The organism is Rahnella inusitata (assembly GCF_003263515.1).
GTDB classification, from domain to species: domain Bacteria; phylum Pseudomonadota; class Gammaproteobacteria; order Enterobacterales; family Enterobacteriaceae; genus Rahnella; species Rahnella inusitata.
Genome location: NZ_JYDE01000012.1, coordinates 1 through 23,720, shown reverse-complemented (window position 1 = coordinate 23,720; position 23,720 = coordinate 1). Strand labels below are relative to the sequence as shown.

The 23,720-nt window shown below is 51.7% G+C and carries 22 protein-coding genes and 1 pseudogene; 14 read left to right on the top strand and 9 right to left on the bottom strand.

Annotation, left to right across the window (positions count from 1 at the left end; genetic code table 11):
• The 5 genes and pseudogenes from trpD (at position 1) to TU92_RS07085 (ending at position 5,558) form a co-directional block, all read left to right on the top strand.
• Positions 1-1,604, top strand: a pseudogene (gene trpD, locus TU92_RS22435) (bifunctional anthranilate synthase glutamate amidotransferase component TrpG/anthranilate phosphoribosyltransferase TrpD).
• A 3-nt stretch (positions 1,605-1,607) separates the two neighbouring features.
• Complete coding sequence (gene trpCF / locus TU92_RS07100; RefSeq protein ID WP_112165668.1) at positions 1,608-2,972, top strand: bifunctional indole-3-glycerol-phosphate synthase TrpC/phosphoribosylanthranilate isomerase TrpF; 1,365 nt, start codon at positions 1,608-1,610, stop codon at positions 2,970-2,972.
• A gap of 41 nt (positions 2,973-3,013) precedes the next feature.
• Complete coding sequence (gene trpB, locus TU92_RS07095) at positions 3,014-4,207, top strand: tryptophan synthase subunit beta (RefSeq protein ID WP_208640435.1); 1,194 nt, start codon at positions 3,014-3,016, stop codon at positions 4,205-4,207.
• Positions 4,207-5,013 carry a tryptophan synthase subunit alpha gene (gene trpA / locus TU92_RS07090; RefSeq protein ID WP_112165665.1) on the top strand — a complete coding sequence of 269 codons (807 nt, stop codon included), beginning with the start codon at positions 4,207-4,209 and terminating at the stop codon, positions 5,011-5,013. Before trpB ends, trpA begins: the two co-directional genes overlap by 1 nt.
• A gap of 230 nt (positions 5,014-5,243) precedes the next feature.
• A complete protein-coding gene (locus TU92_RS07085; protein ID WP_056780743.1) occupies positions 5,244-5,558 on the top strand; it encodes a BON domain-containing protein in 315 nt (104 codons plus the stop codon).
• Between the two features lie 66 nt (positions 5,559-5,624).
• Here TU92_RS07085 and ompW read toward each other — a convergent pair whose 3' ends face one another.
• The gene (gene ompW / locus TU92_RS07080; RefSeq protein ID WP_112165663.1) at positions 5,625-6,257 is read right to left on the bottom strand and encodes an outer membrane protein OmpW; all 633 of its coding nucleotides are present in this window, start codon (positions 6,255-6,257) and stop codon (positions 5,625-5,627) included.
• Between the two features lie 292 nt (positions 6,258-6,549).
• Here ompW and TU92_RS07075 point away from each other — a divergent pair, with 292 nt between their 5' ends.
• The 4 genes from TU92_RS07075 to yciA all read left to right on the top strand — a co-directional run bounded on the left by TU92_RS07075 (position 6,550) and on the right by yciA (position 8,947).
• Complete coding sequence (locus TU92_RS07075; RefSeq protein ID WP_112165661.1) at positions 6,550-6,912, top strand: YkgJ family cysteine cluster protein; 363 nt, start codon at positions 6,550-6,552, stop codon at positions 6,910-6,912.
• Positions 6,913-7,040: 128 nt separating this feature from the next.
• Complete coding sequence (locus TU92_RS07070; protein ID WP_112165659.1) at positions 7,041-7,793, top strand: YciC family protein; 753 nt, start codon at positions 7,041-7,043, stop codon at positions 7,791-7,793.
• A gap of 99 nt (positions 7,794-7,892) precedes the next feature.
• Entirely contained in the window at positions 7,893-8,432 is a 540-nt protein-coding gene (locus TU92_RS07065) for a septation protein A (RefSeq protein ID WP_112165657.1), read from the top strand.
• Between the two features lie 74 nt (positions 8,433-8,506).
• Positions 8,507-8,947 (top strand): acyl-CoA thioester hydrolase YciA, encoded by a 441-nt coding sequence (yciA, locus tag TU92_RS07060; RefSeq protein WP_112165655.1) that lies wholly within the window; start codon positions 8,507-8,509, stop codon positions 8,945-8,947.
• 76 nt (positions 8,948-9,023) lie between these two features.
• Here the strand turns inward: yciA and TU92_RS07055 are convergent, their stop codons facing one another.
• Positions 9,024-9,755: an energy transducer TonB gene (locus TU92_RS07055; protein WP_112165653.1), complete on the bottom strand. Its 732-nt coding sequence runs from the start codon at positions 9,753-9,755 to the stop codon at positions 9,024-9,026.
• A 213-nt stretch (positions 9,756-9,968) separates the two neighbouring features.
• Between TU92_RS07055 and TU92_RS07050 the strand changes: the two genes are divergently transcribed.
• Positions 9,969-10,265, top strand: coding sequence for a YciI family protein (locus TU92_RS07050; RefSeq protein ID WP_112165651.1), 297 nt, complete (start codon positions 9,969-9,971; stop codon positions 10,263-10,265).
• Positions 10,266-10,347: 82 nt separating this feature from the next.
• A complete protein-coding gene (locus tag TU92_RS22430) occupies positions 10,348-10,539 on the top strand; it encodes a YnfU family zinc-binding protein (protein ID WP_321186525.1) in 192 nt (63 codons plus the stop codon).
• Here the strand turns inward: TU92_RS22430 and TU92_RS07045 are convergent, their stop codons facing one another.
• Complete coding sequence (locus tag TU92_RS07045) at positions 10,540-10,722, bottom strand: YciY family protein (RefSeq protein WP_056780770.1); 183 nt, start codon at positions 10,720-10,722, stop codon at positions 10,540-10,542.
• 280 nt (positions 10,723-11,002) lie between these two features.
• Here TU92_RS07045 and cls point away from each other — a divergent pair, with 280 nt between their 5' ends.
• Positions 11,003-12,463: a cardiolipin synthase gene (cls, locus tag TU92_RS07040; protein ID WP_112165648.1), complete on the top strand. Its 1,461-nt coding sequence runs from the start codon at positions 11,003-11,005 to the stop codon at positions 12,461-12,463.
• A gap of 81 nt (positions 12,464-12,544) precedes the next feature.
• The gene (locus tag TU92_RS07035) at positions 12,545-12,868 is read left to right on the top strand and encodes an HI1450 family dsDNA-mimic protein (RefSeq protein ID WP_112165646.1); all 324 of its coding nucleotides are present in this window, start codon (positions 12,545-12,547) and stop codon (positions 12,866-12,868) included.
• 70 nt (positions 12,869-12,938) lie between these two features.
• On the opposite strand, the gene oppF is transcribed toward TU92_RS07035, so the two are convergent.
• The 6 genes from oppF to TU92_RS07005 form a co-directional block, all read right to left on the bottom strand.
• The gene (gene oppF, locus TU92_RS07030; RefSeq protein ID WP_056781023.1) at positions 12,939-13,943 is read right to left on the bottom strand and encodes a murein tripeptide/oligopeptide ABC transporter ATP binding protein OppF; all 1,005 of its coding nucleotides are present in this window, start codon (positions 13,941-13,943) and stop codon (positions 12,939-12,941) included.
• 29 nt (positions 13,944-13,972) lie between these two features.
• Positions 13,973-14,935: an ABC transporter ATP-binding protein gene (gene oppD, locus TU92_RS07025; protein ID WP_244207746.1), complete on the bottom strand. Its 963-nt coding sequence runs from the start codon at positions 14,933-14,935 to the stop codon at positions 13,973-13,975.
• A 71-nt stretch (positions 14,936-15,006) separates the two neighbouring features.
• Complete coding sequence (oppC, locus tag TU92_RS07020; protein ID WP_112165642.1) at positions 15,007-15,915, bottom strand: oligopeptide ABC transporter permease OppC; 909 nt, start codon at positions 15,913-15,915, stop codon at positions 15,007-15,009.
• A 15-nt stretch (positions 15,916-15,930) separates the two neighbouring features.
• Positions 15,931-16,851 carry an oligopeptide ABC transporter permease OppB gene (gene oppB / locus TU92_RS07015; protein ID WP_112165640.1) on the bottom strand — a complete coding sequence of 307 codons (921 nt, stop codon included), beginning with the start codon at positions 16,849-16,851 and terminating at the stop codon, positions 15,931-15,933.
• Between the two features lie 180 nt (positions 16,852-17,031).
• Entirely contained in the window at positions 17,032-18,672 is a 1,641-nt protein-coding gene (oppA, locus tag TU92_RS07010) for an oligopeptide ABC transporter substrate-binding protein OppA (RefSeq protein ID WP_112165639.1), read from the bottom strand.
• Between the two features lie 1,163 nt (positions 18,673-19,835).
• Positions 19,836-20,480: a YchE family NAAT transporter gene (locus TU92_RS07005; RefSeq protein WP_112165637.1), complete on the bottom strand. Its 645-nt coding sequence runs from the start codon at positions 20,478-20,480 to the stop codon at positions 19,836-19,838.
• A 538-nt stretch (positions 20,481-21,018) separates the two neighbouring features.
• On the opposite strand from TU92_RS07005, the gene adhE reads away from it, so the two are divergent.
• Positions 21,019-23,694, top strand: coding sequence for a bifunctional acetaldehyde-CoA/alcohol dehydrogenase (gene adhE / locus TU92_RS07000; RefSeq protein WP_112165635.1), 2,676 nt, complete (start codon positions 21,019-21,021; stop codon positions 23,692-23,694).
• The last annotated feature ends 26 nt before the right edge of the window (positions 23,695-23,720 follow it).

The following is a 23,720-nucleotide window of genomic DNA, read 5'->3' as shown; positions in this document are numbered from 1 at the left end:
ATGGCCGACATTTTACTCATCGACAACGTCGACTCCTTTACCTACAACCTCGTCGATCAGCTGCGCGCCAGCGGTCACAACGTGGTCATTTACCGTAATCAGATCCCCGCTGACGCCATTATTGAAAAACTCAGCCAGCTGGAAAAACCGGTGCTGTTGCTGTCTCCCGGACCGGGTACGCCGTCGGAAGCAGGCTGTATGCCGGAACTGTTGAAACGTCTGCGCGGCCAGTTGCCGATTATCGGCATCTGTCTGGGTCATCAGGCGATTGTCGAAACCTATGGCGGATTTGTCGGCCAGGCGGGGGAAATCCTGCACGGTAAAGCCTCTTCAATCACCCATGACAATGAAGGCATGTTTGCCGGAATGAACAACCCGCTGCCGGTGGCACGCTACCACTCGCTGGTCGGCAGCCAGATCCCCGACGGGCTGACGGTCAACGCCCGCTTCGGCGACATGGTGATGGCGGTGCGTCATGATGAAGATCGCGTCTGCGGTTTCCAGTTCCATCCAGAATCCATTTTAACCTCACAGGGTGCGCGTCTGCTTGAACAGACACTGGCCTGGGCTTTGGCGTAAGGAGAAAGGACATGAATACGCAAACTATCCCCGGCATTCTTGAGAATCTGTATCGCGCACAAACGATGACGCAGGAAGAAAGCCAGCATTTATTTACCGCCATTGTGAATGGCGAACTGGAGCCTGCGCAGTTAGCGGCAGCCTTAATCAGTATGAAAGTTCGCGGCGAGCAACCGCAAGAAATCGCCGGGGCGGCGAAAGCGTTACTGGCCCACGCCGAGCCGTTCCCGCGTCCGGATTACCAGTTCGCGGACATCGTAGGCACCGGCGGCGACGGCACCAACAGCATCAATATTTCTACCGCCAGCGCCTTTGTCGCGGCAGCCTGTGGAGCCCGCGTAGCGAAACACGGCAACCGCAGCGTCTCCAGCCGGTCGGGCTCCTCGGATTTGCTGGCAGCATTTGGCATTCGTCTGGATATGCCTGCGGAAGAATCGCGCGCAGCCCTTGACGATTTGAACGTCTGTTTTCTGTTCGCGCCGCAGTATCACACCGGTTTTCGCCACGCGATGCCGGTACGTAAGGCGCTAAAAACCCGCACGCTGTTTAACGTGCTTGGCCCGCTGATCAACCCGGCACGTCCGCCGCTGGCGCTGATTGGCGTTTACAGCCCGGAGCTGGTGCTGCCGATTGCGGAAACCTTACGGGCGCTCGGCTATGAGCGTGCGGCAGTGGTTCACGGCGGCGGAATGGACGAAGTGGCGATCCACGCGCCAACGCAGGTGGCTGAGCTGAAAGACGGCAAAATCACCACCTATGAAGTGACGCCGCAGGACTTCGGACTGGACAATTATCCTATTGAATCACTGCTGGGCGGCGAACCGGAAGAAAACCGTGACATTCTGGCACGCTTATTACAAGGTAAAGGTGATCCGGCCCATGAAGCCGCGGTAGCCGTCAATGTGGCGATGTTATTGCGCCTTTTCGGTCAGGAAGATTTAAAACAAAACGCACAACAGGCATTGGCCGCCATGCGCAGCGGTGAACCCTACCAGCGTGTGTTGGCATTGGCAGCAAGAGGATAAGTGATGCAGCAGGAAACCGTGCTCCACAAGATTGTCCGCGACAAAGAAATTTGGGTCGCGGCGCGTAAAGAACAACAACCGCTGGCCAGCTTTCAAAACGAAATCACTCAGAGCCAGCGCAGTTTCTACCATGCCCTGCAAGGCGCCAGAACCGCCTTCATTCTGGAGTGCAAAAAAGCGTCTCCGTCAAAAGGCACCATCCGCGATAACTTTGATCCGGTAGAAATCGCCAGCGTTTATAAAGACTATGCGTCAGCCATCTCCGTTCTGACCGACGAGAAATATTTCCAGGGCAGTTTTGATTTTCTGCCGCTGGTCAGCAAAACAGTCACGCAGCCTGTGCTGTGCAAAGATTTCATCATCGATCCGTATCAGATCCATCTGGCCCGTTTTTATCAGGCCGATGCCATTCTGCTGATGCTGTCGGTGCTCAACGACGAGCAATACATTCAGCTGGCCGCCGTGGCACACAGCCTGAATATGGGCGTGCTGACTGAAGCCAGTAATGAAGAAGAGCTGGATCGTGCGGTGCAGCTAAAAGCCAAAGTGGTCGGTATCAATAACCGCGACCTGCGCGATTTGTCCATCGACTTAGACCGCACCCGCCAGCTCGCCCCGCGCGTGCCACACGGGGTAACGGTGATCAGCGAATCCGGTATCAACACGTACGGACAGATTCGTGAACTCAGCCGCTTCGCCAATGGTTTCCTGATAGGCAGTGCGCTGATGTCAGAAGACGATCTTTCCAGCGCGGTTCGCCGCGTTCTGCTTGGCGATAATAAGGTCTGCGGCCTGACCCGCGCCGAAGACGCTAAAGCAGCACATGAAGCCGGTGCGATTTACGGCGGGCTGATTTTTGTCGAAGCCTCTCCCCGCTTTGTGACTCAGGATCAGGCCAGTGAAGTCCAGAAAGGCGCACCGCTGAAATATGTCGGCGTGTTCCGTGACCAGCCGGTTGCAGAAATTGCACACACCGCGCAGACCCTGAATCTGACTGCCGTACAGCTACATGGTGATGAAGATCAGGCGTATATCGACACGCTGCGCGAAGCCCTGCCATCGGGCGTGCAGATCTGGAAGGCGCTGAGCGTGAAAGACAGTATTCCGGCGCGTGACCTCAATCGTGTGGATCGCTACGTCCTCGACAACGGCAAAGGTGGTACCGGTCATCGTTTCGACTGGAGCACGCTGGAAGGTCAGGATCTCAGTAACGTTCTGCTCGCCGGTGGTCTGGGTGCAGACAACTGCGTGCAGGCGGCGCAACTCGGTTGCGCAGGGCTGGATTTCAACTCAGGTGTTGAAAGCGAGCCGGGCATCAAAGATGCCGAAAAAATTACCGCCGTATTCCAGACATTGCGGGCGTATTAACGCCTTCGCGATGACGCAAAAATTGACAGACAGGACGGAATATCATGACTTTACTTAATCCCTACTTCGGCGAATTTGGCGGCCAGTACGTCCCGCAAATTCTGATGCCTGCGCTGGCGCAGCTGGAAGAAGCTTTTGTCAGCGCCCAGCGCGACCCGGAGTTTCAGGCTGAATTTATCGATCTGCTGAAGAACTACGCAGGCCGCCCGACGGCGCTGACATTATGCAAAAACCTGACCGCCGGCACCAAAACCAAGTTGTATCTGAAACGTGAAGACCTGCTGCACGGCGGCGCGCATAAAACCAATCAGGTGCTCGGTCAGGCTTTACTGGCCAAACGCATGGGTAAAACCGAAATCATCGCCGAAACCGGTGCCGGGCAGCACGGCGTTGCCTCTGCCCTCGCCTGCGCCCTGCTCGGCCTGAAATGCCGCATTTATATGGGCGCGAAAGACATCGAGCGCCAGTCACCAAACGTGTTCCGTATGCGTCTGATGGGTGCGGAAGTGATCCCGGTGCACAGCGGTTCTTCCACGCTGAAAGATGCCTGTAACGAAGCACTGCGCGACTGGTCCGGCAGCTATGAAACCGCCCACTACATGCTGGGCACCGCAGCGGGCCCGCATCCGTATCCGACGATTGTGCGTGAATTCCAGCGCATGATCGGCGAAGAAACCAAAGTGCAGATGCAGGAACGCGAAGGCTGTCTGCCGGATGCAGTGATTGCCTGCGTCGGCGGCGGTTCTAATGCGATCGGTATGTTTGCAGATTTCATTGAAGACACCAGCGTGAAACTGATAGGCGTTGAACCGGGCGGTCTGGGTATCGAAACCGGCCAGCACGGCGCGCCGCTGAAACACGGTCACGTCGGCATCTATTTCGGCATGAAAGCGCCGATGATGCAGACCTCCGAGGGCCAGATCGAAGAATCCTATTCCATTTCTGCCGGTCTGGATTTCCCGTCGGTCGGCCCGCAGCACGCCTATCTCAACAGCATTGGCCGTGCGGAATATGTCTCGATTACCGATGACGAAGCGCTGGAAGCCTTTAAAGAATTATCCCGCCATGAAGGGATTATTCCGGCACTGGAATCTTCCCACGCGCTGGCGTATGCGCTGAAAATGATCAAGGAAACGCCGGAGAAAGAACAAATTCTGGTGGTGAACCTTTCTGGCCGCGGCGACAAAGATATTTTCACCGTACATGACATCCTGACTGCCCGGGGAGAAATTTAATGGAACGTTATCAGCAATTGTTTAAGCGTCTGGAAAGCAAGAAAGAAGGCGCGTTTGTTCCTTTCGTCACGCTGGGCGATCCGGGCGTTGAGCTGTCCCTGTCAATTATTGATACGCTGATCGAAGCCGGTGCCGACGCACTGGAACTGGGCATTCCGTTCTCCGATCCGCTGGCTGATGGCCCGGTCATTCAGAACGCCAACCTGCGCGCGTTTGCCGCCGGGGTTTCTCCGACACAGTGCTACAACATGCTGGCGCGCATTCGTGAAAAGCACCCGGACATTCCTATTGGCCTGCTGATGTACGCCAATCTGGTGTTCCACAACGGCATCGAAACCTTCTATCAGCGCTGCGCTGAAGTGGGCGTCGATTCCGTGCTGGTTGCCGATGTACCGTTTGAAGAATCCGCGCCGTTCCGCGCCGCTGCATTGCGCCACGGCATCGCGCCGATCTTCATCTGCCCGCCGAATGCTTCAGACGATTTGCTGCGCGAGATCTCCTCTCATGGCCGTGGTTACACGTATCTGCTGTCCCGCGCCGGTGTGACCGGTACGGAGAAACGCGCGCTCACGCCGCTGAATCATCTGGTCGATAAGCTGCGTGAATACCACGCCGCGCCACCGTTGCAGGGCTTTGGGATCTCCGAACCTTCGCAGGTGAAAGAAACGCTGGCGGCAGGCGCAGCCGGGGCAATTTCAGGTTCTGCGACTGTGCGCATCATCGAGAACAATCTGCATCAGCCTTCCGAAATGCTCGCTCAGCTTTCCCGTTTCGTCAGTGAAATGAAAGCCGCCACCCGCGCGTAAGTGCAATAAACAGAACGTGAGACGTCAAAATGCTCACGTTCTGTTTCTTTTTAATTTCTTACGATTTTTCTCCCTCCAAATATTTGTATAAACGCCATCAATAAACCAAACTGAATTCACTCATCAAGCCTATGATTATTCGGGCTCTGACCGCATTGCTTGCGTGAGTTACCGTTTGGTTTTAACAGATCGTTTCTTTTGGTTTTATAACAAAGCATGGAGAGTTATTTATGAAGCTATTCAAAACCTTGTCCGCATTCTGTATGGCAGCCGTCGTGGTTATGGCCGTTGCCGCCTGTGCGCCAACAAAAAAATCAGAAGGAACCGGCGGTTATATCGATGACACCGTCGTGACCACCAAAGTAAAATCAGCCCTGCTGGCGGATAAAACCATCGCATCACGCGAAATCAGCGTCGAAACCTTTAAAGGTCGCGTACAGCTGAGCGGCTTTGTAACGTCAACGGCGGATGCTAACCGTGCGGTTGAAGTGACACGCGGCGTGGCCGGTGTTCGCTCCATTGAAAACGACATGCGCCTTAAGTAAGGGCTGTCGGTTGAAGAAATGCGAAGAGGCGCCGGAGCGCCTCTTTTTTTATGCCTGTCCCAACAATCAGAAACGATAGCCGACGCCAAACATAAAGACCCATGGGTCGATCCGGGTGTTGATGTTTTGCTGCTCGCCACCGGCTTTGAATTTCACTTCAGTATCGATATCCATCCACCACACCGACATGTTAATCAGCCAGTTGTCATCGAGGTTGTAATCAAGACCGGCCTGCGTCGCCACGCCCCAGGAATCTTTCACACTCAGATCAGACAACCCGGCATCGCGGCCCGTCTGGTTGAAATTGGTATCGTAAAATGTGGTGTAGTTAATACCAACGCCAAGGTACGGACGCAGCTTGTCTTGCTTATCCCCAAAGTAGTACTGCGCCATTAATGATGGTGGCAGCTGTTTCACTTCGGCGATGGTCCCGGTGCTTTTAAGACCGACTTTGTGCTGGAAAGGCGTGGCCGCCAGCAGTTCCATCCCGATGTTATCGGTGAACATGTAGCCGAGGGTCATCCCCATCTGCGTATTGTTATTAATATCAAACGAACCCAGCCCCAGAACGTTGTCAGACCCTTCGGTTGGCCGGACAGTGGCGGTCCCTACACGAAAAATCACATCCCCTGCCTGATGTGCGCTCGCGACTGCCGGAAATGCCGCTGCCGCGACCAATGCCCAATATGCTGCTTTCATTGTCCCTTCCCTTTGTGTGGATTATTGATTTGCCGCGCGAATGATACCTACTCTTTGGTATGGTTTGATCATTGCGGGATCACATCTTTAAAACAAATTTAGGGAAAATGCATCTTTCTCAATCCGATCTAAATCTATAAAAACAAAGGAATTGATCTACATCAAAAACGAGGGGATTTGTTTATTTCTCAAATGCCGCGAATATCTGTTGCTTAAAAAAACGCCGCTGCGTACTTTGCTTATTCATTGTGGTTTTGGTTTGGTGCCGTTAAGGAGTCGGTCACTTCCCAAGATGAGCGAAACGAACAACCCTTGCATGACCTGTGGCGCATGCTGTGCGTATTTCCGGGTATCTTTTTATTGGGCTGAATCTCAGGTTGCAGGTGGAGACGTTCCGCAGGCGCTGACAGAGCAAGTCACTCCCTTTTTAAGCTGTATGCAAGGCACCAACAGCAAAGCGCCGCGCTGTATCGCCCTTGAAGGAGAAGTCGGCCAGTCCGTTTCCTGTTCCATTTACCTCAACCGCCCTTCGCCCTGCCGCGAATTCGATCAGTCCGGTCTGGACGGTGTCGGCAATTCTGCCTGCGACCGCGCCCGTGCGCATTACGGGTTGCCTGCGCTGGAGATGAAATTACCGGTTCCAAATTTCAGTTAACTCGAACGCGCTCAGGCAGCGATTCGTCACGCAAACTGACAGGAAGTCAGCGCAAACCTATCGGCGATCCCCATTTAAAGGTTACAATCGCCGTCTTATTGATTTTTGCTTTTTGCCAAGGAGCGTTCATGCCTATCACGGCCAGTACGTTGTACCGTGACAGTTTCAATTTTATGCGTAATCAGTTAGGTAGCATTTTGCTGCTGGCTGTCATGACCGCATTAATTACCGTCATCTTGAACCAGATTTTTATGCCGGGCAGCGATCAGCTGAGCCTGCTCAGCGCCGGTAGCGACGATTTACTGAGTAATACCGGCATGAGCATTCAGGAGCTGGTGCAGAGCATGTCCCCGGAGCAGCAGAAAGTGCTGCTTCAGGTGTCTGCGGCGGCGACGTTCTCTGCGCTGATCGGCAATGTACTGCTGGTCGGCGGGATGCTGGTTCTGCTGCAACAGGTTTCAGGCGGGATGCGTACCAGCGCTCTTCGCGCACTCGGCGCAGCCGCACCTGTCATGCCGCGTCTGTTCGGTCTGATGCTTCTGTGCACCCTGCTGGTTCAGCTCGGTCTGACGCTGTTCGTCGTACCGGGCATCGTGCTGGCGGTAGCGACATGTCTGTCGCCGGTGTTGTGCGTGAATGAAAAGCTCGGCGTTTTCAAATCCGTCAAAGTCAGCAGCAAGCTGGCCTTCGCTAATCTGCGTCTCATTGTTCCGGCTATCATGTTCTGGCTGGCGGCGAAAATGGTGCTGTTGCTGGTGGTAAGCCGTCTGTCGATGATGTCCCCGGATGTCGCCGCGGTGATCCTCAGCGCGCTGAGCAACCTGGTTTCCGCGTTATTACTGATTTATCTGTTCCGTCTTTACACAAAATTACGCGTGTAATATTGATATGTTTTTTTAAAGGGCGCTCAGGCGCCCTTTTCTTTTGTCCGCGAAATGATTCCGGTATAGTCATCCCATACATAAAACATGGAATGAAGTATGAAGCAGCTCCTCGATTTTCTTCCCCTGATTGTCTTTTTTGTGGTGTATAAGCTTTACGACATTTTTGTCGCATCGGGCGCATTGATTGCCGCCACCGCACTGGCCCTGATTATCACCTGGGTGATGTACCGCAAAATTGAAAAAATGACGCTGATCACCTTCGCGATGGTGGCCGTTTTTGGCACCCTGACGCTGGTTTTCCATAATGACGAGTTCATTAAATGGAAAGTCACCGTGATTTACGTTCTGTTCTCTGGTGCATTGCTGATTAGCCAGCTGGTACTGAAAAAACCGCTGATCCAGCGCATGCTGGGTAAAGAGCTGACGCTGCCGGATCACGTCTGGAATAAACTCAACGTTAGCTGGGCAATCTTTTTCCTGGTATGCGGACTGGCAAATATTTATGTCGCGTTCTGGTTACCGCAAAATATCTGGGTTAACTTTAAAGTCTTCGGCCTGACCGCGCTGACGCTGGTATTTACCCTGCTGAGCGGCGTATATATTTACCGGCATATGCCGGATGAAGAAAAAAAATAAGCGATCTCCTGCACGGGCCTTTCTCTGAAAGGCCTTAATTTTTGAAGTCATTGAACTTTGTGAAGCAACTCTCTATGAACGAAAAACATAGCTTACCTAATGGTGAAATGGTGCTGCGCACGCTGGCAATGCCTGCGGACACCAATGCGAATGGCGATATCTTCGGCGGATGGCTGATGTCGCAGATGGATATGGGCGGCGCTATCCAGGCGAAGGAGATCGCCAAAGGTCGCGTTGTCACGGTTCGCGTGGACGGCATGACGTTCCTTAAACCGGTCGCCGTCGGTGACGTGGTGTGCTGCTACGCACGTTGCATCCGTACCGGCAACAGCTCCATCACCATCAATGTGGAAGTCTGGGTCAAGAAAGTCTCTTCCGAGCCTATAGGGCAGCGTTACAGAGCCACTGAAGCGGTCTTCACGTATGTCGCCGTGGATGAAGCAGGCAAATCGCGCCAGCTTCCCGATGGGCGCAGTAATTTCAGCGTCGATTCAGAAGGTGTATCGCAGGATTAATTGTGCGATGTGATGCATGAAAACGAAAAAGGTCGCCTGATGAGGGCGACCTTTTTTATTGCAGACACTGCGGGGATTATTCGACGGAAGAACCGCCTTCCACTTTGAACACCAGATTGACCACCAGATTACTGGCCGCTTTGGGTTCGTAGCGCCACTTACGCATTGCCTGTTTCACTTCACGTTCAAACATGTTGCGCGGCTCTGCCGAGAGAATACGCACGTTTTCTACGCGACCGTCGCTGTCTACGTCAAACTGCACGCGGACGCGGCCATCAATGCGCAGCGCTAAGGCGCGCGCCGGATAGAACGGTTTGCCGCGCTCAAGCGGACGCGGGCCGCTGGTGCTTTGCGTGTTGCTCGACGCTGGCGGCTGGCTGGCCGGTTTCGTCACCGGCTGATTACTGGTCACCGGAGCGGTCTGCACCGTTTGCGTCGGTTTTTCTACCGGACGCTCAACGGGTTTCACCTTCGGCTTCACCACCGGCTTTTTGACCGGCTTCGGTTTAGGTTTCGGTGGTTCCGGGATAACCACGGCTTCCGGTGGCGGTGGCGGCTCAGGTACCACTTCCGGTTCTGGCTCAGGTTCCGGTGGTGTCGGCTCCGCCTGAGGTGGTGGCGGAGGCGGCGCAAAGTCAGCAGGATTGACCATCGTCACGCTCATGACCTTCTGTTCCTGCACTGGCAATTTAAGTGCGTCACTGACCGTGACGTACAGCACGGCGGCAATAACTACAGCATGTAAGCCGACGGAAAGCGCCACCGGCAAAGAAACCTTGCGAATAAACCTAAACTTTTTTAGCGGCATAATGATTCTTTTTCCCCGTGAAGCCGCAAGTTTAAATGTAAATAGCAATCATATTCAACACCGAGATGACAACTATTCTCAAATAACCTCTGACTTGATCCCGCGCAAAGCACTTTCTTCGGGCTTCAGGTTTAGCTATGGTAATTCTGCACATCAGTCTGCCCGCGCCAAATCGCGAAAGATTGCTCATTAAAATCACAAGAAAGGTGGCTCATGCTTTACGTTATTTATTCTGAAGATGTATCCGACTCACTGGAAAAACGTGCGGCTGCCCGCCCTGCGCATATCGAAAGGCTTCAAAAATTGCAGGCTTTGGGCCGGGTGTTAATCGGCGGGCCGACGCCGGCAATCGACAGTGAAGATCCCGGTGCGGCGGGCATGACCGGTTCACTGTTGGTGGTAGAGTTTGAAACGCTGGAAGGCGCGAAAGCCTGGGCCGATGCTGACCCGTATGTTGAGGCTGGCGTGTATAAAGCCGTCACTGTGAAACCCTTTAAACGCGTATTCTGAGACTGAACTGCGTCACGACCTGAACCGTCGTGGCGCAATAACCCCAAAGCCGTCACAATGCTTTCATGGCTTTTGTGGTAGGATGTTTACCCCTGCCCATGAGGTAAGCATTATGTCATTCTTCGACGGACTGAAGTTTCTAACCAGTAAAACCACGAAGGTTACCTGTCCGGAATGCGGTTATGTTGCTGAACAGATCAGCACCAAAGTTCGCAAAAACTCCACGCTGGTCTGTAAGAAATGTGGTGCACTTTTCCAGCCTAAATCCCGCTAATCATGAACCCCATTCGTAGTTCACGGCATACAATGACAGGCGTTGATGTTGTTGGTGGTGGATTTGACGAATACGGTAGATGTGACGATAGCGTCTCGACTGACCTTCCAGCCAGCGGCTTCTCCGGCGCTGAGTCTGGCGTAACATACGCCAGCGACCGACTTCATTTTTACTGCGTTTCATACACCTGTGTCCCGTGGTGGCCGTCACTGTTCAATAATGAAAGAATAAGAACGGAAGAATTTAGCCGGGACATTATAGGCCGATGACGTTGTGATCCAAGTCTTGTTTCTCACCTTGTCCCCCGTAATCAGCTAACCTTGATATCAGCACCCTGAGGATTTTTATCAATCTTTAACAGAATCAGAGGTAGCTGATTGATTGGTGGGAAAAAGTTGGTTAAAAGAATTCCCCGAACACGTACACTTACGCCAATGGCTTGCGAACAGGATTTTTCGCCTTTATGACAACATTCTATACGGTAATCAGCGGATTTTTGGTTTTTGGTTACTGGTTACTGATAGCCGGCGTCACTCTGCGCATTTTGATGAAACGCCGTGCCGTGCCTTCGGCCATGGCGTGGCTGCTGATCATCTATATCATTCCTCTGGTCGGCATCATCGCCTATCTGTCGTTTGGTGAACTTCATCTGGGCAAACGTCGCGCCGAACGTGCAAAAGCGATGTGGCCTTCTACAGCGCGCTGGCTCAACGATCTGAAAGATTGCCAGCGGATTTTTGCTACCGAAACCAGTGAAATCGCCGCCTCTTTATTCCAGCTCTGCGAACGCCGTCAGGGCATCGCGGGGGTAAAAGGCAACCAGCTTCAGCTGCTGACTACCAGCGACGATGTGCTTAAAGCGATGATGCGTGACATTGAACTCGCGCGCAGCAACATTGAGATGGTGTTTTATATCTGGCAGCCCGGCGGTCTGGTTGATCAGGTTGCCGAATCGCTGATGGCGGCTTCCCGACGTGGTATCCATTGCCGTCTGATGCTCGACTCAGCGGGCAGCGTCACGTTCTTTCGCAGCCCGTATCCGGCGATGATGCGCAATGCCGGTATCGAAGTGGTAGAAGCGTTGCAGGTCAATTTGTTCCGTGTATTCCTGCGCCGGATGGATCTGCGTCAGCACCGTAAAGTCGTATTAATCGACAACTATGTCGCTTATACCGGCAGCATGAACATGGTCGATCCGCGCTTCTTTAAACAGGATGCGGGGGTTGGTCAGTGGGTTGATCTGATGGCGCGCATGGAAGGCCCTGTTGCGACCACCATGGGTATCGTTTATTCCTGCGACTGGGAAATCGAAACCGGTAAACGCATTTTGCCACCGGAACCTGATACCAATCAAATGCCGTTCGAACAGGAAAGCGGCCATACGATTCAGGTTATCGCGTCAGGGCCGGGTTTCCCGGAAGACATGATCCATCAGGCTTTGCTAACCGCCACGTATTCTGCACGCGAACAGCTGGTCATGACCACGCCTTATCTGGTGCCGAGCGACGATTTGCTTCATGCGATTTGTACCGCCGCACAGCGCGGTGTGGATGTCAGCATTATTTTGCCCCTTAAAAATGACTCTATGATGGTCGGCTGGGCCAGCCGCGCGTTCTTCAACGAGCTGCTGGAAGCCGGTGTCAAAATTTACCAGTTCGAAGACGGCCTGCTCCACACCAAAAGTATTCTGGTGGATGGACAACTGAGCCTGGTCGGGACGGTGAATCTGGATATGCGCAGCCTGTGGCTCAATTTTGAAATCACACTGGTGATCGACGATGCCGGATTCGGTGCCGATCTCGGTCGCGTTCAGGACGATTACATCGCACGTTCGCACCTGCTGGATGTCGAGGCCTGGCTGAAACGTCCTTTCTGGCATCGTCTGGTGGAACGTTTGTTCTACTTTTTCAGCCCGCTGCTGTAAAAGCCGCGTTGAGCGTGGTGTAATACGCGCAGTACCGGCTATGACAAAGCCTGAATACACTCATTTGTAAACGAGAATGCTATGGACCTGAATAATCGCCTGACCGAAGACGAAACCCTTGAGCAAGCCTACGATATCTTTCTGGAACTGGCCGGGGATAACCTGGATCCGGCGGATATCCTGATCTTCAATCTGCAATTTGAAGAACGCGGCGGCGCCGAGCTTTATGATCCGGCAGAAGACTGGGTAGAACATGTGGATTTCGATTTGAACCCTGACTTCTTCGCGGAAGTGGTGATTGGTCTGGCGGATGCGGAAGACATGCCGATCAATGATATTTTTGCGCGCGTGCTGTTGTGCCGTGAAAAAGATCACAAGCTCTGCCATATCCTCTGGAAAGAGTAGCCTCAACACAGCACTAAAAAAAACCTGCCAGCGGCAGGTTTTTTTATGTTTCATGACAGGCAAAAATGACTCAGAGCGGATCGACTTTCAGGCAGGAAACCGCATGGCGAAAACTGCCTTCGAGCAGCGGACGGGTGATCGCACATTCTGGTCCGGCAATCGGACAACGTGTACGGAACACGCAGCCGGAAGGCGGATTGATTGGCGAAGGTAACTCCCCTTCCAGCAACTGAATCACTTTATTGCGCTCTTTGTCCGGGTCCGGCACCGGCACCGCAGACATCAGCGCGCGGGTGTACGGATGCTGAGGATTGTTATATACCTCGTCATACGTCCCCAGCTCGACTGCGTGACCGAGATACATCACCAGAACACGGTCGGAGATGTGTTTTACCACTGCCAGATCGTGCGCGATGAAGATCAGTGACAAGCCCATTTCGCGCTGCAACTGTTGCAGCAGGTTCACCACCTGCGCCTGAATCGACACATCCAGTGCGGACACCGGTTCGTCACAGATAATCAGCTTAGGCTCAAGGATCAGCGCACGCGCGATACCAATACGCTGGCACTGACCGCCCGAGAATTCGTGCGGGTAACGGTTGATCAGGTTAGGCAACAGCCCGACCTTCAGCATCATCGCCTTCACTTTCTCTTTCACCTCTAAACGAGGCATATTCGGATTATAGGTTTTCAGCGGCTCGGCGATGATTTCGCCGATAGTCATACGCGGATTCAGGGACGCCAGCGGATCCTGGAAAATCATCTGAATATCACTGCGGGTTTTACGCCACTCGTTATCAGACATGTTCAGCAGGTCTTTACCCAGCCACGCCACGCGACCGTCAGTGGCTTTCACCAGACCGATCAGTGCACGGGCGAACGTTGACTTACCACAGCCGGATTCCCCGACCACGCCCAGCGTTTCACCTTCGTAAAGACGCAATGTGACGCCGTCCACGGCTTTCAGCGTTTTTGATGGCTGCCAGAACCACTGCTTACCGTCCTTAATGTCGAAATGGACTTTGAGATCGGCCACTTCCAACAGGACTTTTTTCTCCGGCGCGTGAGTGTTCATCGCGGAGCTGTCCATGATTGTATTGTCAGTCATACCAGTTCCTCCAGCGGCTTATAGCAGGCACGCAAACGACCATCACCGAAACGCTCAAGCGGTGGCGCTGTGGCGCAAATGTCCATTGAGTGCGGACAACGCGGCTGGAACGGACAGCCTTTTGGCAGACGCAACAGGTTTGGCGGATTGCCCGGAATGGTCATCATCGCGCCGCCTTCTGCATCAAGACGCGGAACAGCGTTCAGCAGACCGATAGAGTACGGATGGCACGGTTCGTAGAACACGTCGCGGGCGCGGCCATATTCCATAGTACGGCCTGCGTACATCACCAGCACTTTGTCACAGATTCCGGCAACAACGCCCAGATCGTGCGTGATCATGATGATCGCGGTGTTGAACTCAGCTTTCAGTTCATTCAGCAGCGTCATGATCTGCGCCTGAACGGTTACATCCAGCGCAGTGGTGGGTTCGTCGGCGATCAACAGTTTCGGACGACACAGCAGTGCCATCGCGATCATCACACGCTGGCGCATACCACCGGAGAATTCGTGGGGAAACATTTTCATACGTTTGCGGGCTTCGGGCATTTTTACCGCATCAAGCATACGTACAGATTCTTCAAAGGCTTCACGTTTGCTGAGGTGTTTATGCAGCATCAGCACTTCCATCAGTTGCTCACCGACACGCATGTACGGGTTCAGCGAGGTCATCGGATCCTGGAAAATCATCGAAATCTGCTCGGCGCGCAGCTTGTTCAGCTCCTTTTGCGGCAGATTGAGGATTTCGCGCCCGTTGAATTTCGCTGAGCCGCCGATGCGGCCATTGCTCGCCAGCAGGCCCATCAATGCAAACGCAGTCTGGGATTTACCGGAACCGGATTCGCCGACGATCCCTAAGGTTTCGCCAGCGCGAAGGTCGAAGTTCAAATCATTGACCGCAGTCACATCGCCGTCAGGCGTCTCGAAAGTGACGCGCAGGTCTTTCACGTCCAGCAGCATCTCGCCTTTGAGGGCAGAAACCGGTGCCGCGTTGGCTTGAATTTGTTCAATGGTGCTCATGGTTGCACTCCTTAACGATCTTTCGGGTCGAGGGCATCACGCAGGCCATCGCCGATAAAATTGAAACAGAACAGAGTTACAACCAGGAAGCCTGCCGGGAACAGCAGTAACCAAGGTGAAACTTCCATCGAGTTGGCGCCGTCACTTAACAACGCGCCCCAGCTGCTCAGCGGCTCCTGCGTACCCAAACCTAAGAAGCTCAGGAAGGATTCGAACAGGATCATGCTTGGCACCAGCAGTGACGCATACACCACTACGACACCTAAAACGTTGGGAACAATGTGACGCAACACGATATTGCGCGTACTCACACCGCTGACCAACGCTGCTTCGATGAATTCTTTGCGTTTCAGGCTCAGGGTCTGACCACGCACGATACGCGCCATATCCAGCCACGACACCATGCCTATCGCCACGAAAATCAACAGGATGTTCTGTCCGAAGAAGGTCACCAGCAGGATAACGAAGAACATGAACGGGAAAGAGTTGAGGATTTCCAGCAAACGCATCATAGCCGAGTCGATCTTACCGCCCAGATAGCCGGACAACGATCCGTACAGCGTACCGAGGATGACCGCCACCAGCGCAGCTGCCACGCCTACCATCAGCGAGATACGCCCGCCGATCGCCACACGTACCAGCAAATCACGGCCTGATGAGTCAGTCCCGAAGAAGTGGTGTGAAGCCATATCAGGCGCGGCCGACATCATATTCCAGTCGGTATCATCGTAGGCAAACTGCGATAAAAGCGGAGCGAAAGCCACGAACAGGGCAATAAAGGCCAGAACGATCAGGCTGGTGACTGCCGCGCGGTTATGCATAAAGCGACGACGCGCGTCCTGCCACAAACTGCGGCCTTCAACTTCCAGTTTCTCGGTGAAGTTCTCGACAACGTCGCTGTTTTTTTTACTTAACATCATTGACGTACTCCGGCATTAATAACGGATTTTCGGGTCGATGACGGCGTACAGCACGTCAACGATCGCATTGAATAAAATGGTCAATGCGCCCACTAAAATAGTCAGGCTCAGTACCAGCGAGTAGTCACGGTTTAAAGCGCCGTTAACAAACAGCTGGCCGATGCCCGGTAATCCGAAAATGCTCTCGACAACCATCGAACCGGTGATAATCCCCACAAACGCAGGCCCCATGTAAGACAGGACCGGCAACAGTGCAGGCTTGAGTGCATGGCGCAAAATAATGCGGTGCAACGGTAAGCCTTTAGCGCGTGCTGTGCGGATAAAGTTGGAGTGCAGGATTTCGATCATTGAACCACGGGTGATACGCGCAATGCTGGCGATATAAGCCAGGGAAAGCGCGACCATCGGCAAGATCATATATTTGGCACCACCGCCGTTCCAGCCGCCGCCCGGCAACCATTTCAGGGTAATGGCAAATATCAGCACCAGTAACGGTGCGACGACGAAACTCGGGATAACTACCCCGGTCATCGCCACTCCCATCACGGTGTAATCCCACTTGGTGTTTTGATTCAGCGCGGCAATAACCCCCGCCGTCACACCAAAAACAATCGCCATGATAAATGCCGCCAGGCCTAATTTCGCCGAAACCGGGAAAGAAGCCGCGACCAGATCATTAACGGTGTAATCCTTATATTTGAACGACGGGCCGAAATCGCCTTTGGCCAGCTGTTCTAAATAATTGAAATATTGCTTATAGATTGGGTCATTGAGGTGGTATTTCGCCTCAATGTTCGCCATCACTTCTGGTGGAAGATTACGCTCACCCGTAAAAGGGCTGCCCGGTGCGAGACGCATCATAAAAAACGAAATGGTGATCAGAATGAATAGCGTCGGAATCGCTTCCAGACAGCGGCGTAAAATAAACTTTAACATTGCCCGTACCTGTTTCTAAGCCTGTCACTACAGCTTGATAGTTTTTGGCTTGGTCACGATAACCCGCGTGTGTGGGTCATCGTAGTGGCTCTTTGCTATGACGCTGAATGCCAGCGCCATAAGCATTACCTTCATCAAATAAAAACAGGGCAGCTCGGGGATGCCCTGTTTCTTCACGGTTTAGTGTTTGATGATGTACAGATCTTTCACGTAGACGTTGTCCTGTGGATCTTTACCGGTGTAACCGCCAACGTATGGTTTCACCAGACGCGCGTTCACGTAGTAATAAACAGGTACAATTACAGAATCTTTATCCAGCTGAGTTTCAGCTTTCTGATACAGACCCGCACGTTCGTCGTCAGTTTTCGCCGTCAGAGTGTCCGCGATCGCTTTATCAAACGCAGCGCTCTTATAGTGAGAGGTGTTGTTGCTGCTGTCAGACAGCATGGTGTTCAGGAAGGAAGAAGGTTCGTTGTAGTCAGAGCACCAGCCGGCGCGCGCCACATCGAAGTTGCCCTGATGACGGCTGTCCAGGAAGGTTTTCCATTCCTGGTTGACCAGTTTCACATCCACGCCCAGGTTTTTCTTCCAGATAGCGGCTGCGGCAATCGCCAGTTTCTTATGCAGATCAGACGTGTTGTACAGCAGTTCGAAGGTCAGTGGTTTAGCTGGTGTGTAACCCGCTTCAGCCAGCAGTTTTTTCGCTTCGGTGTTGCGCTGATCCTGCGTTTCTTTGAACCAGGCCGGAGGCGTCAGTTTCGCGCCGTCGGTGTAAGGAGGGGTGTAGCTGTACGCCGGCAGATCGCCCTGCGCTTTCACTTTGTTCACGATGATGTCGCGATCCAGACCCAGTTTCAGCGCTTCACGTACGCGTGAATCAGTGAACGGTGCTTTCTGGTTGTTGATTTCGTAGTAGTAAGTACACAGGTACGGGTCAACGTGAACTTCGGTAGGGATTTCTTTTTTCAGTTTCTGGAACAGTTCGATCGGCATGTTGTTATATGTCATGTCGATTTCGCCGCTGCGGTAGCGGTTAACGTCTGTAACTTCAGAAGAAATTGGCAGGTAAGTGACCTGATTGATAACAGTTTTGGCGTTGTCCCAGTAAGTCGGGCTACGCTCCAGCACGATACGTTCGTTGACGGTCCATGCTTTCAGTTTGTATGCGCCGTTGCTGACGTAGTTTTCTGGCTGAGTCCATTTGTCGCCAAATTTCTCAACAACGCTTTTATTCACCGGCTTCATCGCGGTGTGGGACAGCATTTTAACAAAATACGGGACCGGTTCGGTCAGAGTCACTTGCAGGGTATGGTCATCAATCGCCTTCACACCCAGGGTATCAGGGCTTTTCTTACCGCTGATGATGTCATCGATGTTTTCGATGTGGCCGTATTGCAGGTAGCTTTCATACGGAGAGGCTGTTTTTGGATCAGCCAGGCGCTGCCAGCTGAACACGAAATCTTGAGCAGTCACAGGGTCGCCGTTGGACCATTTTGCTTCCGGACGCAGGTGGAAAGTCCAGACTTTGAAATCTTTGTTTTCCCAACTGGTGGCGACGCCAGGAATGACGCTGCCGTTTTGGCTGTCGGTATTAACCAGGCCTTCCAGTAAATCACGGATAACGTTTGATTCCGGAACACCTTCAACTTTATGCGGGTCGAGGGACTGTACTTCAGAACCGTTATTACGCACCAATTCTTGCTTGTCTGACAGCGTTACGCCAGCAGGCACGTTAGCCGCGAAGGCAGTATTGATGGATATGGCGCCAACCGCAGCCATGATGCAGGCAGCCAGCAGATTTTTTTTTGTGATGTTGGTCATTGTCATTCAACTCCAGTTTTTATTATGAACTTGCGCGCTCTGGTGCAAGATAAACCCTTTCCGGGTTAACGGATTTCACAAGCAGGAACGAATTGCTCTGAAACTCCCCCATTTCGTCACCATCCAAAGATGGTGTCCCCTCTTACTACGTGAAGCCGTTGAAACGTCAGGCTGTTAAGCGCCATGCGGTTTCAGAGATCGTTAAGGATGATCCCCTCCATTTGACTCGCCCCGCCCACCGCCGGTATTGACTCCGGGGATAAACCAGGCCGTCGCATACTGATATTCCTATTCCCACTCAATAAAACTTTTTTGCTTTCAACCGTAATGCCAAAAGCCTCCCGGCATCATCAAACGGCGGGAATCAATTAAGAAGAAGAACTGAAGATTTGTTTTTCATAACGGGAAGATTCAACACAAGGCTATGTAATGCCAGCAACGCAAAGACCGTCTTCCTGAAAAGAGAAAGCGACTGAGGATAATTTTGCGTTACGTATTGCGACACTTCGCTCTCCAAAAACAAATGAAATTGCTTCAATCTTTCTGTGCCTTGCAAGATTCGTTCTCACTTAGAGCATGACTCTAAACAATTTTCCATTTGTGAAGACGGTTTGAAAATTATCAGAAGCCTGATACCGGCGCCAATTAATTTTGCAAATTTGTTACGTAATTCTCTTTTATACGTTGCAGAGCTTTTGGGGCCCGGTAAGAACAATACTAAAAAAGTGTATGTAACCCACTGATTTTTATTAACATCCAGCAAGTTCTTCGATTCGAAAACACATTGCAGTTTGCTCAATAACCCGGCTGACACAATCAGTTAACAATCTGCGCATTTCAAGGATAATGCCCTGTTAACTGCTGAGTTAACACTAATAACATCTCGATACGGCCTGCACAAGCCTTACAGAATGATGTGGATAAATTAACGGCAAAACGGGCAGGAAAGGAGAGCATTAAGCAAAAAAATAGCTAAGTTTATTATAAGAAATGAAGACTTGGAGGGAAATGAAGTATGAGACGGGAGTTTACGCTACATTTGGGTGCAAACGCTCTTATTTACACCATTAGCTGCACTATATTAATGCATTGCATTATAAGAGGAAGTAATAATTATCGCGGAAACACATCAGCGTTTACGCGATAATTTGTCTGCTTATTGATTAGAGCAGGCCGGGGAAAATAGCCTTTATCCCGGTGACAATAAACTCAATCCCCAGAGACATGAGCAACAAACCCATAATTCGGGTAATGACGTTGATGCCGGTTTGCCCCAACAGACGTACCAGCAAAGGTGCGGCACGGAACAAAAGCCAGCAACAGAACGCGAAAAACATGATTGCCAGCGTCAGGCCGAGCAGGTTCTGCCAGCCGTTGTAGCGAGAACTCCAGACGATTGTCGAGCTGATCGCCCCCGGCCCTGCCATCAGAGGTAAGGCTAAAGGAACAACACCGACGTTTTCACGGATCGCCGTTTCCGACTTCTCTTGTTTGTTCTGCTTATCTTCACCGAGCTTGCCGCTTATCATCGACATCGCAATCGTCACCACCAGGATGCCGCCGGCAATGCGGAATGAATCAATTGAGATCCCGAACAGATGAAGAATGGCATCGCCGAGAAATAACGCCGTCGACAATATAATGGCAACCGACAGGTTAGCCGTCATATTGGTCTTATTACGGCCAGCCGCAGCCTGATAACTGGTCATGCTAATGAAAACAGGCAGGATCCCGACAGGGTTCACCAATGCAAACAGCCCGACGAAAAATTTGATATAGCCTGAAAAATCTAATAAAGATTGGCTCACGCAGAACTCCGCACAAAATGCCAGTAGATGAAGGTCTTGATGGGGCGCTAATGTACTGGAATTGCAATGAAGGCGCCACGTCGTTTCATGGTATTTATCACTAGAATTCTAATTAAAAGCAGTGAATGACACTTTTGTTAAAAAAGTGTAATGTCACTGCCTCAAATGGCTGCTAATTTGTAGGCGATTTGAGATTTTTTGATAATTATTCTCAACAAAAGCCAGCTGAAAGGTGTCAGCATCGGTGTTTAGTGATCCAGATCAAATTCCTCCTGCCTACAAATAGGTAAGCTTTGCGCATAGTCACTCACCGGTACTTGCGAACAAACTTTGTTATAAACGTTCACAGGTGGCACGAAATGACTTTTATCTACTACAGGTGCTACACGACTGAAAGCTCTTTGAGCAAATAAAGAGACAGAGGCAACACCTTGAGAATAATAGTATTAATTACTTTCTCACGGTGCGAGATAGCAAGGCTATACTCATCTCTGGCAGGTTATTTACTAAAAGAGTTTAACTTTATCAGGAGAGCATTATGGCTGTAACAAATGTCGCTGAACTGAACGCACTCGTTGCCCGTGTCAAAAAGGCACAGCGTGAATATGCCAACTTCAGTCAAGAACAAGTAGATAAGATTTTCGCTGCTGCCGCCCTGGCTGCTGCCGATGCCCGAATTCTGCTGGCAAAACTTGCTGTTGAAGAATCCGGTATGGGTATTGTTGAAGACAAAGTGATCAAAAACCACTTCGCCTCTGAATATATTTACAACGCCTATAAAGATGAAAAAACCTGTGGCATCCTCGGTCAGGATGATACCTTCGGTACCATCACAATCGCTGAGCCAATCGGCATCATCTGCGGTATCGTACCCACCACTAACCCAACGTCCACTGCGATTTTCAAAGCGCTGATTAGCCTGAAAACCCGTAACGGCATCATCTTCTCCCCACACCCACGAGCTAAAAATGCGACGAACAAAGCTGCAGATATTGTTCTGCAAGCGGCTATCGCTGCGGGTGCGCCGAAAGACATCATTGGCTGGATTGACGAACCAAGTGTTGAACTGTCTAACCAGTTGATGCATCACCCAGACATTAACCTGATCCTGGCGACCGGTGGTCCTGGTATGGTTAAAGCAGCCTACAGCTCTGGTAAACCAGCTATCGGCGTGGGTGCAGGTAACACTCCTGTTGTTGTTGATGAAACTGCTGATATCAAACGTGTTGTTGCTTCGGTTCTGATGTCAAAAACCTTCGATAACGGCGTAATCTGTGCGTCAGAACAGTCCATCATTGTGGTTGATTCTGTCTACAACGCAGTACGCGAACGTTTCTCTTCCCACGGCGGTTACATGCTGCAGGGTAAAGAGCTGAAGGCGGTTTCCGACATCATCCTTAAAAACGGTGGCCTGAACGCAGCTATCGTGGGTCAGCCAGCAGCGAAAATCGCTGAAATGGCCGGCATTAAAGTTCCTGCTCATACTAAAGTGTTAATCGGCGAAGTCAGTGTTGTTGACGAGTCTGAACCGTTTGCACATGAAAAACTGTCCCCTACCCTCGCGATGTACCGTGCAAAAGATTTTGAAGATGCGGTAGCAAAAGCAGAGAAACTGGTAGAAATGGGCGGTATCGGCCATACATCTTGCCTGTATACAGACCAGGATAACCAACCAGAACGTGTTAATTATTTTGGCAACAAAATGAAGACTGCACGTATTCTGATCAACACCCCTGCTTCACAGGGTGGTATCGGTGACCTGTATAACTTCAAACTTGCCCCTTCTCTGACGCTGGGTTGCGGTTCATGGGGTGGTAACTCCATCTCTGAAAACGTCGGTCCTAAACACTTGATCAACAAGAAAACTGTAGCGAAGCGAGCAGAAAACATGTTGTGGCATAAACTTCCAAAATCTATCTACTTCCGTCGTGGCTCACTGCCAATCGCACTGGAAGAAGTGGCGACTGACGGAGCAAAACGCGCCTTCATCGTGACTGACCGTTACCTGTTCAACAACGGCTACGCAGACCAGATCACCAGCGTTCTGAAAAGCCACGGTATTGAAACTGAAGTATTCTTCGAAGTAGAAGCGGATCCAACGCTGAGCATTGTGCGTAAAGGTGCTGAGCAGATGAACTCCTTCAAACCAGATGTGATCATCGCACTGGGTGGTGGTTCACCGATGGATGCTGCGAAAATCATGTGGGTGCTGTACGAACATCCAAACACTCAGTTCGAAGATTTGGCGCTGCGCTTTATGGATATCCGTAAACGTATCTACAAATTCCCGAAAATGGGCGTGAAAGCGAAAATGATCGCCGTCACCACCACTTCCGGTACAGGTTCTGAAGTGACTCCGTTTGCAGTGGTGACCGATGATGCAACAGGTCAAAAATATCCACTGGCTGACTATGCTCTGACTCCGGATATGGCTATCGTCGATGCCAACCTGGTCATGAACATGCCGAAATCACTCTGTGCGTTCGGTGGTCTGGATGCGGTAACTCACGCACTGGAAGCTTACGTTTCAGTTCTGGCGAATGAATACTCTGATGGTCAGGCGCTTCAGGCTCTGAAATTGCTGAAAGAAAACCTGCCAGCCAGCTACCACGAAGGGTCTAAAAACCCGGTAGCTCGCGAACGTGTTCACAATGCGGCAACTATCGCGGGTATCGCGTTTGCCAACGCCTTCCTGGGTGTCTGTCACTCCATGGCCCACAAACTGGGTTCAGAGTTCCACATTCCTCACGGTCTGGCCAATGCCATGCTGATTTCCAACGTTATCCGTTACAATGCTAACGATAACCCAACTAAACAAACTGCTTTCAGTCAGTATGACCGCCCACAGGCGCGTCGTCGCTACGCAGAAATCGCGGACCATTTAGGTCTGGGTGCTCCTGGTGACCGTACTGCTCAGAAAATCCAGAAACTGTTGAACTGGTTGGACGAAATCAAAGCGGATCTGGGTATCCCAACTTCTATCCGTGAAGCAGGCGTTCAGGAAGCAGACTTCCTGGCTAAAGTAGACAAACTGTCTGAAGATGCGTTTGATGACCAGTGTACCGGTGCTAACCCACGTTACCCACTGATTGCTGAGCTGAAACAAATTCTGATGGATACCTTCTACGGCCGCGAATATAACGAAGACGTTGCTGATGAAGTTGCAGTTGCTGCACCAGTACCAAAAGCTGATAAAAAAACCAGCAAAAAATAACGTGCTGAGTTTCCTGTAAGCAAAAA

What these genes read in the sequence shown, in the direction of transcription:
- trpCF (WP_112165668.1), top strand. Translation starts at nt 1,608, where the DNA reads ATGCAGCAGGAAACCGTGCTCCACAAGATTGTCCGCGACAAAGAAATT.
- trpA (WP_112165665.1), top strand. Translation starts at nt 4,207, where the DNA reads ATGGAACGTTATCAGCAATTGTTTAAGCGTCTGGAAAGCAAGAAAGAA.
- TU92_RS07085 (WP_056780743.1), top strand. Translation starts at nt 5,244, where the DNA reads ATGAAGCTATTCAAAACCTTGTCCGCATTCTGTATGGCAGCCGTCGTG.
- ompW (WP_112165663.1), bottom strand. Translation starts at nt 6,257, where the DNA reads ATGAAAGCAGCATATTGGGCATTGGTCGCGGCAGCGGCATTTCCGGCA.
- TU92_RS07075 (WP_112165661.1), top strand. Translation starts at nt 6,550, where the DNA reads ATGAGCGAAACGAACAACCCTTGCATGACCTGTGGCGCATGCTGTGCG.
- TU92_RS07070 (WP_112165659.1), top strand. Translation starts at nt 7,041, where the DNA reads ATGCCTATCACGGCCAGTACGTTGTACCGTGACAGTTTCAATTTTATG.
- TU92_RS07065 (WP_112165657.1), top strand. Translation starts at nt 7,893, where the DNA reads ATGAAGCAGCTCCTCGATTTTCTTCCCCTGATTGTCTTTTTTGTGGTG.
- yciA (WP_112165655.1), top strand. Translation starts at nt 8,507, where the DNA reads ATGAACGAAAAACATAGCTTACCTAATGGTGAAATGGTGCTGCGCACG.
- TU92_RS07055 (WP_112165653.1), bottom strand. Translation starts at nt 9,755, where the DNA reads ATGCCGCTAAAAAAGTTTAGGTTTATTCGCAAGGTTTCTTTGCCGGTG.
- TU92_RS07050 (WP_112165651.1), top strand. Translation starts at nt 9,969, where the DNA reads ATGCTTTACGTTATTTATTCTGAAGATGTATCCGACTCACTGGAAAAA.
- TU92_RS22430 (WP_321186525.1), top strand. Translation starts at nt 10,348, where the DNA reads ATGTTTACCCCTGCCCATGAGGTAAGCATTATGTCATTCTTCGACGGA.
- TU92_RS07045 (WP_056780770.1), bottom strand. Translation starts at nt 10,722, where the DNA reads ATGAAACGCAGTAAAAATGAAGTCGGTCGCTGGCGTATGTTACGCCAG.
- cls (WP_112165648.1), top strand. Translation starts at nt 11,003, where the DNA reads ATGACAACATTCTATACGGTAATCAGCGGATTTTTGGTTTTTGGTTAC.
- TU92_RS07035 (WP_112165646.1), top strand. Translation starts at nt 12,545, where the DNA reads ATGGACCTGAATAATCGCCTGACCGAAGACGAAACCCTTGAGCAAGCC.
- oppF (WP_056781023.1), bottom strand. Translation starts at nt 13,943, where the DNA reads ATGAACACTCACGCGCCGGAGAAAAAAGTCCTGTTGGAAGTGGCCGAT.
- oppD (WP_244207746.1), bottom strand. Translation starts at nt 14,935, where the DNA reads ATGCTGCTGGACGTGAAAGACCTGCGCGTCACTTTCGAGACGCCTGAC.
- oppC (WP_112165642.1), bottom strand. Translation starts at nt 15,915, where the DNA reads ATGATGTTAAGTAAAAAAAACAGCGACGTTGTCGAGAACTTCACCGAG.
- oppB (WP_112165640.1), bottom strand. Translation starts at nt 16,851, where the DNA reads ATGTTAAAGTTTATTTTACGCCGCTGTCTGGAAGCGATTCCGACGCTA.
- oppA (WP_112165639.1), bottom strand. Translation starts at nt 18,672, where the DNA reads ATGACCAACATCACAAAAAAAAATCTGCTGGCTGCCTGCATCATGGCT.
- adhE (WP_112165635.1), top strand. Translation starts at nt 21,019, where the DNA reads ATGGCTGTAACAAATGTCGCTGAACTGAACGCACTCGTTGCCCGTGTC.